Here is a 12,957-nt window from a genome sequence, read left to right on the forward strand (position 1 = left end):
CTCAGTGCGCCGGCGCCGCTTTGCCCGCCAACCGCAGTTCAGGCGCTGAGTCGTGCTCTTCAAAAAACCCGTGCTGGCTCAAGCCGGGAAATGACTTCTTCAAATGCGCTACGAACCTTTCATCGGTGATGGTCTCGTAGGTCAGATCCTTGAAGATCACCTTCACCGTTGGCTGGAAGAACCGGTCCCCCAGGTTGAACGCCTGCGAGAGCTCTGCCTCAACCGCGGCACGGTAGTCGTCGTCGGTGGGTGCATGCGACATCGAGTACTTCATCAGACGCGCTGGTGGCCGTTGCAGCACACCAGGTAGGAGGGCTTGGGTCAAGTCCTTCACTGACGCCTCCACGGCCTGATCCAGTTGCTGCTTTACGGCCACTGTGTACGACGCCACACGCGCTTTGAACCACTCCAGCCGCGTATCGAAAGCATTCCGACGCATCTTCGAGATGAGCTGCCCATGGCCTGGAACGGGTGTCAAGAAGTCGGTGTAGATCTTCTTGCGCTCTTCTTCGATTGCTAACTCGGAATAGTTCACCATCGAGGGCTTGCCCTGTTTGTCGAATCGTGGTTCGCCGGTGTCGGGGTCTGCGTCGGCAATCTGAACGACCAGAGATTCCTTGCCCTCCAGCAACGAGAAGCTGTTTCGCAACCTGGCCTCCAAGGTCTTGTCGGTGCCTACCAACAAGTCGGTGGGAATCTGCACGCGCCGGGCTGTCAGCTTGTAGCCTGTGACTTCAAAGTCAACGTACTGGAGCTTGGTGTTGTAGACGCGCTCGGTACGCGCCACGTCGAACGGCTTCGGAGGCAGGCGCTCCAGTTCGTTCAAGCTCTTTTGCAGCAGTTCCGGTGTGGCGACCACAGCGCCCACCTCGGCCTCACTGGGCAGGGGCGTGGTTGAGTCAAACTCGCCTTCCGCTGCACAGGCCTTCAGCACCCGATCCAGTGGATTGCTGGCCCCCAGAGTGATGGCGTTGGGCTGGTCTGCCCGGTCGGAACCAGCTTCAATCAGCAAAGGCGTGGGCGAGTACACCGCGATCTGGTCATCCGCGACCAGTACACCCAACCGCAGGCCCGGTTGGTAGCGGATCGGCAGCATCTGCCCTGTCGCCAAAGCCTGCAGCGCCTTCAGGCCGTCGACCGTGCCATAGCCCAGGCGGCACACTTCGGGGTCGGCGTCGATGATCACTGTCAGGGCCGGGGGCTGCGCCCGCTGCATCGCCTCGGCCATGGCAGCGACGATCTTCTCTGTAATGCCGGGTGCGATATAGACCAGGCGCTCGCGGCAGTGATCCACCGCTGCAGCCAGTGTGTCTTCGTTGACGACGCTAAAAGTAGTCAAGTGCAATGTCCTCTCTGGGGTCCAGTCGACTTCGATATGGCCTACTTCACTCGGGCACCAGGGCCCACTCGGGACGCGCCCGCGTAACCCTTACCAAGCAGCTCAAGCTCCTCCGCAACGAGTCGCTCGACATGGTGCTTCTTGCGAAAGACGATGCCGCGCTCGTCGCGAGGGCTGCCCTGCGAATCGCCCTTGTAAGAGAGCCAGTTGAAGCTCGTGACTACTGCGAACTGGTCGTCGCAAACAAGGGACTTGCGGTGCGTGTTGCCTATGTGCACAAAGTGGAAGTTCTTGTACCGGTTCGCCAGCTCTCGCAAATCAGTCTCGGCGCGCGCCGTGATGTCGGGTTTGTCTTTGGCCGCGTTCCTCTTGCCGTTGCCATCGGCCTTCTCTATACCGTACCCGATGTACACCTCGACGCCAGACCGCAAGAGGGCGTCCAGCGATGCGATGAACGGCCAGTCGATGACGGAATCGCGAATCCAAGGGGACACGATCACAAGCTTCCGCTTCGCCGACAGGAGCGCCTTCTTCAGATACGGGGGGTGTTCATGACAAAGCAGCGTCTGCATCGTTTCCACATCCGGGACGACCCGCGACTTCGTCGTGGCTTCGGCTGGGATTGGTACGGGCGCGTCGCTAGGTTGGGCCGGGGCAACAGGCGTTGGCGCTTCTTCACGTGTGACCGTCGCTATCACTTCAGGCAGCGCAGCCTCAACGGACGCAGTTGCATCCGTCATCAGCAAGCGTGCACCGACAAGATCCGGACCACCGATCGCCTGAAACCGGACCTCGTGCTCCATGGCAGGACCGTCTTCACGCCAGAATGAGACTTCCACCTCGGGTGGTTGAGCGTGACTCTTGTAGAACAGCATGACGCACCGCAAGAAGTGCAATTCACGCCGCTCGATTCTTCGAACTGCCAGCAGCGTGCCTGTCGGTTCAGCCGTGGTCGACTGTCGCTGGAGAACCTTGTCAAAGTCCTGAAGTGGGATGTCCTCAACTTCGGGCCGCTTTGAGCTTCCTGTAGGCACTTCGAAGTATCCCAACTGCCTCATGTCTCGCGACCGGTCCAACTGTTCTGGCGCGATGAGCAGCAGCTTCTTGGTCAGAGCATCAAAGCAGACCGATACCACGCGCTCCTGTGGCTGCACCGTCGCCGCCTCGGCCAAAGCAAGACGGCCCTTGGCGGCGAGCGTCACCTTGGCGTCAGCATCCGCCGCACCTCGCGAATAGTTGATGAGTTCCGCCGTATTCAAACTGGCCAGCACCGGAGTGAGGACCGTACGCGGCAACCCCAGGAACTCGAAGATGCTTCCGGGTGTTTCGAGGCCCGCCCGCACTGCCTTTAGCACCGCCTCTTCAATGGGGCTGAGCGCCTTGCGCTCCAGAACCAGAATCCGCAGCTTCAGCACATAGACCGGCAAGCCGGCCTCCTTGAAGGAAACCAGGTCGTACCCAGGCCGAGCGTGTGCTGTCTGTTCGAGAATTTGCTCCAAACTCATGGTGCAACCTCCTCGATGACGCAGGTCTGGGGGTTGCGGCGGATGTAGTCGATGACATCTCGCAGCGGGTTCTTCGCTCCAGCCGCTGCCTGGCAGAAAGCGTGGTCGCCGACGATAGCGAGCAGTTCCTTACCTCGGGATAGCGCCACATTGATGCGCTCCATTTCCCTCAAAAAACCCAGGCCCTTGACTTCGGAACGCGTCACAGAGAACACCAGAATATCTGCCTCGCGACCTTGAAACGCGTCGACCACATTGACAAAAATCTCAGAAAAGCTCTTCCATTGCGTGCGCCTGGTCTGGACTGCGGTCTGCAATCGCTGCCGCTGGGGGTCATAACCGGCCAGAACGGCCACGCTCACTCTCTTGTCCTTGTTTCGCCCTCCTTGTATATAGAAGTCGATGCGCGAGAGCAGGTTCATCACCAACTCGACCTCGGCGTCGTTGTAGAAGGATGTTCCCTGGGGCCTTGAGCCTCGGTTGGGTTTGCGGGCGGTTGAATACCACGTGACGGGCTTCGGCATGACGCCCGTCAGGTGCGACGCAGGAGTCCGTTCGATGCTGCGCAGGTCCTTGCCGTAGAAGCACTCCGAGATCAGATCGCCGATCGCTGGGAGCATCCGGTGCTGTGTCGTCAGCGTCTTCTTCAGTGCACTGGGCAAATGGGCGCTCAAGTGGTTGAACAGCGTCGCCTTCTGGTCCTCGGGTTTCAGTCCCCATTTCTCCAGCAGGCCGAGCGCCTTCAGCTCTGGGTCTTGGAACGGTGACAGTTGCTTGCTATCACCCACCACCACCGTGCGGCGCGCTCGCGCCATCGGGACGAGCACCTCGGTAGGCGTGGCAATGGAGGCCTCGTCCACGATGCACAGGTCATAGCTGATGTCGTTGCGCCCGGGAATGCTCATCACGCCCAGGCACGTTCCGGCAACGACCTGGCTGGCCGCGATGACCGCCGCCTGGAACTCCCTGCCGCGCCCGAAGGCTGTCTCCCATTCCGCATGGGACTGGAGCAACTGCTTGAGTTGTCCACCTGCCGGCGTGCGGGCGGCATAGGCCTCGGCCCATCCTCGCAGGTCTGCCGCCGAGCATTCTGCGAACTCCTTCAGCTCTTCTTTGGTGTCGACGTAGGTCCCAAGGTCCTTCATCGACTCCTTGAGCATCCGTTCGAGCCCGTCACGCTCCTTGCTCAGCCCTTCAAACTGATCCTCGACTGCGGCAACTTCTTCCGCACTCAACGTCTTACGGTTCTCATCCGACAACTGCGGCTCCAGGACCTGCATGCAGCCTTCCACTTCCTCCAGATGTGTCTTGAGGAAGGCGTGACGCTCCAGCGCCATCGCGCGGCGAACGTCCCTCACGTTCAAGTCGTGCTCGAGTGCCCAGCGCTCCATGAATGCATTTCCGGCGGCCAGTGCCTGCTTACGCATCTCGGGCAACTTGGCGTCCAGCATCAGCTTGCGCGTGGAGGTGGCAATGCGCTCGTCGTCCTCTTGCCCAATGCGCACTGCGCTGACCACCATTCCCGACTGCCCAACGATGCGCTCAAGCGAGTTGTCGAGTGCCACGTGCGTTTGCGAGGTCAGCAACACTCGTGCATTCGGGTTGACCTTGAGGGTCTGCAGAACCAGCTCGGTGATGAACGTCGTCTTGCCCGTCCCTGGAGGGCCTTCAACCAACAGTAGGGCGGGCCCGGACAGCGCGGCAACCACTGCCTCTTTCTTGTCATCGTCAATGTTGGGATTGATGAACTCGACATCGACTTGTTCCGGGACTGGAACGCGATCCGGGCTGACGATGTAGCCGCCAAGCTCTGGATTAACCGAGCGACCGTAGCGCACGGCGTCGACGGCCGACTTCTGCTTGCCCAACGAACCGTCAGTCTTGGCTGTGTCCGTTTCGACAATGCCCTCTTCCGGAATTGCACCCGCGTCGATGCGATTCCTGATGCTCGGCCGGATGATCAGGTTGCCTTCTGACCGGGATACAGCCCGGCCGCGGAACTCGCCTAGCCGTCCTGCTTGAACCATCACGTCCTGACCAACAAGTGCGGAACCGTCCGTGTCCGGCTTCAGCTTCAGTCGAACGAACTCTCCCGACGCCTCGCGGCCTGCATACGCCAGGCGCACGCATCGCATCTTCTCCAGTTCCGTCTTGGCACTGAGCAGATCGACCCATGTCTGGTAGAGCGCCAGCTCTCGCTGTTCGAGCTTGCGTTGCTTCTGGTCCGCCGAAAAGGTGAGCAGTCTGTCCAGCAGACTATCCAGCGCCTCATTGGACGCCTGGCTGGTGGTGCCTGAAAGCGCGAGTCGCACTTCAGGGTCTGCTGCGTTGTTTCGCTTGCGATCAATCTCTGAAGGCTGGTACTCCAGCGCAGCGACCAAGACCAACTTTCCGCCAGAACTATCGCGGAGGGCGGTATAGCCGTACTTGCCGCCATACAGACGAAAACTGCGGTCTGGCTTCTCGGCCGTTAGGGGCAGTTCTTCCATGCGAGCGCCTTCCAGGTCTCGCTCGATGAACCGTTCTCCCTGCGGACCTCGCAAGCCGAGGTCATGTTCGACCGCATCACGGACCTTGTTTGTCAGCGCGACCAGTACCAGCGGAAGAGTCTGGGCCATCGGCGCGGGTGCAGCGCGCTCTAACTCCGCCTGCAGGAGCACCGCATTTGCCGGCCTCAGCTCGGGCTGATTGAGTTCCAGGCAGCGCCGCAGCACCCGCCGGATCGGCTCCTCAAGTGGCGCCTCCTCCAGCAACGCGAATAGCTCCTCGTACTTGGAAGGTGCCCTGCCCGTGAGCGCGGCAACACTCAGTGCAGCGAACCCAAAAACGTCTCGGCTGTAGCTGTAGCTGCCGTCGTCCAGTTCGGGCGGTGAGTACGGTGCCGACGAGAACCTGGCCAGCGTCACACCCGGCGCCAGGAAGTTGCGAATCTTGGAAATGCCGAAGTCGCAGAGCTTCACAACCCCTTCGTCAGTCACCAGCACGTTGGAAGGCTTCACATCCCGATGCGCGGTGGAACGGGTGTGGGCAAAGGCCAATGCATCGAGAACGCCCTTTCCGACGGATCGGTAGTAGGCCTCCCAGTTCTCGTACTTACCGGGCGCCAAGACGGCGCCGAGATCCTGCTCGACCCACTCCATCACGACGAAATGCACGCCGTTTTCGTCGTCGCGCCCTGAATCGAGGATGCGCACAATGTGCCGGTGCGCCAGATCCGACAGCGCCTGGACCTCGCGCCGAAACGACTCTTCAATTACCTCGTCGGTATTGCCTTCGCTCCTGAAAACCTTCAGCGCGACCATGCTGCTGGTCTCAATGTCGGTGGCGCGGTAAACCGACGAGAGCCCTCCGCTCTTCGGATTTCCCCGTGTGATGTAGCGCCCCTCACCCAGGCTCAGTCGTTTGGCTTCTTTGCGCTCAGCGATATCCTTGAGCGTGACCTTGTTGTTCTCCGACATCTGCGTGTGCTCCTATGACGCCCTTTCGCTACCAATGCGAAGGGCCAATGAACGGTCGTACTTCCTGTGTTGGCGGCGGCTCGGCTACTTCATCATCTCCACCAGGTTCAAGCCCTTCGCCATCACTTGGACGCCCTGCGGACTCTTTCCCGTGGCGAAAACCGTTTCCCAGAAGCTGTTGTTCGCCTTGCCGCCGAACACGGTCTCCGAGAGATCCTTGTTGGCCCACAGCGGCAAGCCCGCCAGATTGCGCACGAAGTTGCGGATGTTGGTCCACAGTTGCTCTGGAAACGGGTACTGGAACAGCCGCTCCTTCTGCGTGGGCATGCCTGTATTCACGAAGTAGGTGTACGCGATCTGCTCCACGAATTTCAGCCAGTTGTAGAGCACTTCCTCCTTACTCATGCGAAAGGCGCGCAGGTGCGGCAGTGGGAAGTTCGTGCCCTTCTGCAGCTGGCTCTCGATCTTGTCGGTTCCGATGTCGCTGTCGAACTTGCCGATGTAGATCTCTTCGGCAATCACGTTCATCAGCCGGATCAACTGCGACGTCTCCAGCTCCCGCGGGTTCTGTCCGTCCTCCAGACCAAAGTGCAGTGGCGTGTCGAGCACCTCTTGGTAGATGAAAAAGGAGTAGAAGGTCTTGTCGATGGAGCTGTATGAAAGCGGGCGTTCCTTGCCCCGACCGCCGTAGTCGATGAAGTCGCGCAGCTTGTTGTCGGCGGACGAAGTCACGCCATCGCGCACGGCATCCAGGATGTAACGCTTCATCTCGCGCGACTGGCCCTTGAAGTACGACACGAGATCGCGCTCGCTGAAGGCTAGATCGTCACTTGGGCGATTGGTCTCGGTGCGAAAGCGGTCGATGCGGTCACGGTACAGCGTGCTGCCCAGGTGCCGCTGGACCGACTTGTCGAACGCCACCTGCTTGAGCGTGGTGCCGGCGTTGGTATTGGTGGTGATCAGCGTATCGGGGTTGGGGTCGACGAACACGCGCACCGGCATGGCCTTTGCGCCCAGCATGATCTGCGCTGCAGCCTTGTGCTGGCCGTCGAACACGTGCACCGCACTCTTGCCGCCCTCGGATGTCATCCACGCCAGCGGGACGTGCAACTGCGGGCGCTTCAGGTAGAACTCTTCGACTAGCTTGCTGATGTTGCTGCCTATGGCGCGCGGGTTGATGCGGTCGTCGTGCCGCAGGTACTGGATTGGCAGCTTGACAAAGAAGTAGCGGAAGCCGCTCAACTCGTCCAAGTACACCGGCACCGTGTAGATAGCCTGATCGCCCACGGCGCTGAGCGTGAACTGAATCTGGTCGCCTACCAGCTTGAAGCTCAGCTCGGCCTGGCCGCCGCCAGCCTGAGTAAGGATGTCGCCCAGATTGGGGCTGCGGTTGTCAGGCTCCAGCGCCTCTTTCAATGCGGCAAAGCGCTGCAGCAGCCGGGCCACTTCCAGATTCGTCGCCTGCTTGGAGCGGTTGCAGCTGTCATGCGTGAGCGCGAAATTGCTCGGGTCGTCCTTGCCACCCGTCTTGAGCGGGATGACATGGTCGACGTCCAGGTTGTCCTTGTGCAACTGAAGGTCCAGCACCTTCTCGCAGATGAAGCAGTGCCCGCTCTGGGTTTGGTGCAGTGTCTCGATCAGCGCCTTGCGCTCGTCGGAGGTCTGGCGGTTGAGGAACAGCGATGACATCAATGGGGTTCCTGACGTTGTTCAAAGTGCGCCCATGCGGTGCGGTAGTCTGCCTCGCGGTCGGCCAGCGCGAAGGGAGCGACGTATTGGATTGAGCGGTCCACCGGGCCGGTGGGCAAGGTGTCGTCGCGCACAGTGCGCTCGATTACAGTGCCGACGGGCGCTGGCGACTTGCCGTCCTTGGGCTGGATGTCTTCCCAGCCGAGGCGACGCGCTTCGGTGCGGCCGTCGGGATAGCGCACCGTGCACGGCCGGTCGTTGCGGCCGGCTTTGCGCGGCAGGCCTACGCCCACTAGGCCCTTGCTGGCGGTAAACACGATCCGTCCGCGGGCGTCGTACCAGGTGTCGCGCTCGTACTGGCGCATCACCGGGAACTGCACGCGGTAGATGGTGAGCAGTTCGTCCAGCGTCAGGCCCAAGGCCTGGGCTGCCAGCACGTCGATCTCGACCAAGAGCTGGCGGCGGGCGTAGTCGGTGCGCACGGCGCAGTGGCGGTGCCAAGTGGGCTGCAGTGCGTCGAAGAAACCTGCTGGTAGGCGGGCGTCGGTGCTAGTCCAGGAATCGTTCCGAAATCGCGGATCCCAGGCGGCCTGCCAGACGCTAGCCCAGTGCTTGGTCAAACAGTTGAGGCTGAGTGCGCGCGCGCACAACTGCGGCGTTCCTGGAAGCAGGGGCATCAGGCTGGCCGTAGCGTTCCGAAAGTCCTTCTTGCCCGACACGCGCACGAAGAAGTCGAAGGGCAACGAGGCCCAGTAGCCGGCTGCTGGCACGAGTTCGCTGTTGTCCTTGATCGCGACCGAGAAGACGCCATCGATATGCGCGAAACCCGGCGGCAGCAAGACCGGGCGTACCGACCGCTCGTCGCCTGGGTGCGCTCCGCGACGCGAGGCCACGCGAACATAGGCGGTCACTGGCTTCTGACGCGTCTCGCCAATTTCCAGCCAACCTACTCGACTTGTGCGCGCGACGTACTGTTGCTCAGCCAACGCTGGCACATAGTTGCTCCGCGGCAGGTAGTCATCCGGCACCGCCTCGAGGTCGATCACGTCGTAGTGGCTGTTCTGCCTGCACACAGCGCGCGGCGTCTTGTTCAGCGGGTTGCCAACGAAAAAGTGGGGGCCGGAGAGGACGAACTCGGCGGGCGAGGCCACGAAGTCGGTCTGGCGACGAATAGTGCCGTCGCGCTGTGCCCCTGTCTCGTGCCACATCTCCAGCGTGAAGTAGTCGTCCTTCAAGTCACCCAGCCGCCGTGGCACCTGGGCAAACTTCTCCAGCACTGACACCAACTCGCGGCTGTGCACCGCCGGCAGGCGGGCCTGCGCTGCGGGCGTGTCAGCCGCGTCGTAGAGCTTGGCAAATGTGCCAAGCAGCGCCTGGTCCACGTGGATTACGCGGCTAGCGTGGCCGTCAATGTTCCATCCACCCGCGTCGCGCTTGATGCCCGGTGTGGTGCCGCCGCCAGGGTGCTGCAGGCTCGTATCGACCGTAGCCGGCGCGAACACGTTGGCCATGTGGCGGAAGTGCGGCGCGGAGCGCGGAGCGCCGTACAGGTTGATGCTGAACTTAGTGTTGTGGTGAACCTCGGCAAACAGCGTCAACTGGTTCTCGAACTGGTAGTGCGCTCGCAACCGCGGATACGCCGCCGCCCGCAACTCGCCGCCCTTGGGGTCGTCGTACACACCCTCAGGATGCAGCAGGCCCTGCACGCCACCGCCAATGCGCCAAACCAGCGGCAGGAAGCATTTGTAGAGGTTACTCTGCTGGCCCTTGAGCAGCGGGAAGTTCTGCACTCCATTGAGGAAGGCGGCAAGACCTTCGGTGGTGATGCATTCGTTCACGTAGTCAGCCCGCGCCGCGGATGCGCCCTCGAACACCGCTTCGCGCTGGCTGGCTGTCTCCTGCGCGCTCAGGCGGCGAATCGCAAATCGCGGGTCGAAGTCCGACAGCAGTGCCTGTTCGTTCCACTCCACCTTGATCCACGGCGGGTTGCCCAGCACCAGGTCGAAACCCCTGCGTGCCTTGAACTGGTCGGCAAACTCCAACTCCCAGTGGAAGAAATGCTGTGACTCAGTCACCTGTTGAGCGCACTTCAGCGTGGGCAGTGCAGCCACAAGCGCATCGATGTCCACCTGCCCGTAGCGATCCCGCTCCGGCGTGAAGTCCAGCGTCGATTGCGGCAGCGTCTCGGGGAAGAAGTCCCCCGCCGGCGGTGGCTCAGCCAGCGAGGCATTGCCCTGCAGCAGGGTCTCCAGCACAAACCACCACTCCTCCCGAGTGGGCAAGCTCGCCGCCTCGCTCAAGGGCCAGAACCACAGCGCGCACCACAGGTCCATCGCCAGCTTCAGGCGCCGGTAGGGGCTGGCGTTCTTCACCTGTTCCGACAACATCTCGCGCTGGAACGTGGCGTCCTTCTGTGCGGTGGTGGTGGGCGCGCGGTTGGGCGCCGGGTCAGGCCACACATGCAGTTCGTCGCTGGTGACTTTGCGCACGCGTGCCAACTCCAGCGCATGTTGTTGCCAGAGGGCTTCGGCGGCCACGGTCAGCGCCTTCACGCGGCGCGCCTCATCGACCGACAGCGGCGCAATGAAGTCCGAGCGCCACTTCTTGAAGGTCTCGAAAGCCTTGGGCTCCAGCGCCTTGACCACTTTGTCGGTGCAACTGGCCATGCCGTCGGCCGGCAGCAGGAAATGGAAGACATCACTGTCTGCGGGTGAGGCAGTCATGGCCACCGCACGCGGCACAGCCGCGCGCCAGTCGCGTTCAGGCACGCCCTTTTCACCCCGGCCCGGCGTGAGCTGGGCGGCGCTGAATACATCACGCCGGGCACCCACCAACGAGTTGCCGTTGCGCAACTGCATGCCGAACCACGGCACGTGGCTGCCCTTGAAGATGGCGTTCAGCCACAGCGACACCTCGGCCAGTTCCACGGCTACAGGGTTCAAGTCAACGCCGAAGACGTTGTTGTCAGCGATGAACATCTTCACCCGCTGCTTCTCTTCCGTGTACTGGTCGTGCGAGATGGTTTCGCCCAGTTCCTTTTGTTTGGCCTGTAGGTATGCCTCGGCTAACTGGTTTATGGCCTCATTCAAGAACGCCGCGCTGCCCATGGCAGGCTCGCAGATGGTGAGTTTCAGAATGTCGTCGGCCGTCTGGCGGGTGGGCAGCAGTTCCTTCAGCGCGTGCTCCACCAAGCACTTGGTCAGCACTTCGGGCGTGTAGTACGAGGCTGACTTTTCCCGCGCCCGGCCAGCCAGGCGGTAGATGAAGGTGCCCTTTTTGTACTGGCGCGGCTCGCCGCCGAACAGGCGTTCGGCGTCGGTGTACTGATTGATCTTGCTGGCTGGAACGAAGTAGGCTGCGTCCAGCGGGTCCACCTCGGCGTCCTTCTTCTTCTCGGCGGTGGTGGGTGCAGGCTGGTCGGCGTCGTCGCCATCGCTGTTGCCTTCGACCTCCCCATCACCTTCCTCGATGTCGCCATCGTCTCCCTCTGCGGCCGGCTTCTCCTTCTTGCGCTTCGGGTCTGGCCGCACCTCGTAAAGATCGTCCTCGGCGAAAAAGCCGCGGAAGGACAGCAGCGCTTCGTACACCGCGCCCAGCTGGTTGATGCCTAGCGTGCCGTAGCTGATGCGGCCTCGACTGCCTTTCCCGCTCTTGCCACCGCCCTCGCGCGACAGGGACATCAGCCGGACGACCTTCTGCAGCACCTTGTTGCGCAGCTTCACGGTGCCCAGCAGAGGGGTCTGCTTGGGGTCGAACAGGTGGCCTTGCAGTGGGGCGATGGTGAACCCGGTGTCCAGCAACTGGTCGGCGCTGCCCAGCAACTCATCCTGCTGTCCACCTTGGGTACCGCGCTTGGGGAAGCCTTCCCATATCAGCGAGAAGAGCTGCTTGAGGCTTTCGTGAAAGTAGGTACCTTCCTGGGATTCGGCCGTGGTGAGCGGCATCTGTTCGAGTTCGCGCAGGTGCTCCAGGCTGTAGCCCTTGAGGTAGGTCTCGGCCGTGATCGGCGCGTAGCCCAAGTCCGGCCGCGCCTCAATGTAGAACAGGAACAACAGCCGGTACATGTAGCGCAGGCATTCGCGACTGAGTTGGTCGGCCAGGTCGATATCGTTGCGCTCGAAGATTTTTTCCTTGGCGACCTCGCGCTTGTAGCGGATGGCTTCGTTGCCGATCGCTTCGATGCATTCGCGCAGTGCGTACTTCAGGTCGGTGGAGACTTCGAACGCGTGCTTGTGCGAGCTGTCGTCCAGCGTGTCGAGCATGGCCGTGCCGCCGGATGCCGGCAGCACCGAGTCGGCGCCGGCCAGCGCAGCGAAGGCGCGGAACTGCTTATCGTCGCGCGGGCCGAAGAGTTCCGGCAGGTTAAAGCTGAGCAGGGCCTTGCGACCCCACTTGCCGCGCTCGATGAGCAGCCAGGTTTCATGGTGCACCAGCAGCACCCAACGCGGCGGCGTGTCGTCGCCGAACACGGCTTTGGTGAGCACCTCTTCCCAGTCGGATTGGCTGGCCTTGCCATCCGTGTTGAGGGGCGGGCACTGCAGAGGATGCGCCTCTTCGTCGCCTGGGGCGGCGGGTGGGGCTACAGCGGCGGCGATCACGAGTAGGGGGTGAGCTTTGGCGTCGCGGTACACGGCCAGCACGGGCAGGTTGCTGTCCGCCAGCTCCAGTGTCTGGGGTGCTGTTTCGTAGCCAATGGCTTGTAGCAGCGGCTGCACCAGGTCGATCAGCAGCGGCATGCGGTCTGCTAACTTGCGCTCGGCCAGGAAGCGTTCGCGGGCGCGGAAGTAGGCGGCGCCACCGGCAGTGCGCAGGCGTGAAACGGGGTTCGCTGAGCCTTGTTCCTTCCAGCGGTCGAACAATTGCTTGAGGTCGCGTTCAACGATCTCGTCCAGGTAATGTTGGCTGTAGAACTCGTTGGCGTTTTCCAGCCCGGTGATGGCGAAGCTCATGGTCGTTCCTGCCAGTT

Annotated in this window: 5 protein-coding genes; all 5 read right to left on the minus strand. The window is 61.9% G+C overall.

The genetic code is table 11. The annotated features are described in order from the left end of the window. Position 1: 1 nt before the first annotated feature. The 5 genes from ASC92_RS09885 to ASC92_RS09905 all read right to left on the minus strand — a co-directional run bounded on the left by ASC92_RS09885 (position 2) and on the right by ASC92_RS09905 (position 12,940). Positions 2–1,339 carry a hypothetical protein gene (locus ASC92_RS09885; protein WP_157609023.1) on the minus strand — a complete coding sequence of 446 codons (1,338 nt, stop codon included), beginning with the start codon at positions 1,337–1,339 and terminating at the stop codon, positions 2–4. 41 nt (positions 1,340–1,380) lie between these two features. Beyond that, entirely contained in the window at positions 1,381–2,844 is a 1,464-nt protein-coding gene (locus ASC92_RS09890; RefSeq protein WP_056514033.1) for a phospholipase D-like domain-containing protein, read from the minus strand. Then, positions 2,841–6,302 (minus strand): serine/threonine-protein kinase, encoded by a 3,462-nt coding sequence (locus tag ASC92_RS09895; RefSeq protein WP_056514036.1) that lies wholly within the window; start codon positions 6,300–6,302, stop codon positions 2,841–2,843. Before ASC92_RS09895 ends, ASC92_RS09890 begins: the two co-directional genes overlap by 4 nt. Before the next feature lie 84 nt (positions 6,303–6,386). Further along, on the minus strand, positions 6,387–7,991 hold the full coding sequence (locus ASC92_RS09900) for an HNH endonuclease (RefSeq protein ID WP_056514038.1): 1,605 nt from the start codon (positions 7,989–7,991) through the stop codon (positions 6,387–6,389). Continuing rightward, the gene (locus ASC92_RS09905; RefSeq protein ID WP_056514041.1) at positions 7,991–12,940 is read right to left on the minus strand and encodes an Eco57I restriction-modification methylase domain-containing protein; all 4,950 of its coding nucleotides are present in this window, start codon (positions 12,938–12,940) and stop codon (positions 7,991–7,993) included. The genes ASC92_RS09900 and ASC92_RS09905 overlap by 1 nt, the downstream gene beginning before the upstream one ends. Positions 12,941–12,957 lie beyond the last annotated feature (17 nt).

The sequence above is a fragment of the Variovorax sp. Root411 genome, assembly GCF_001425205.1.
GTDB lineage: Bacteria > Pseudomonadota > Gammaproteobacteria > Burkholderiales > Burkholderiaceae_C > Variovorax.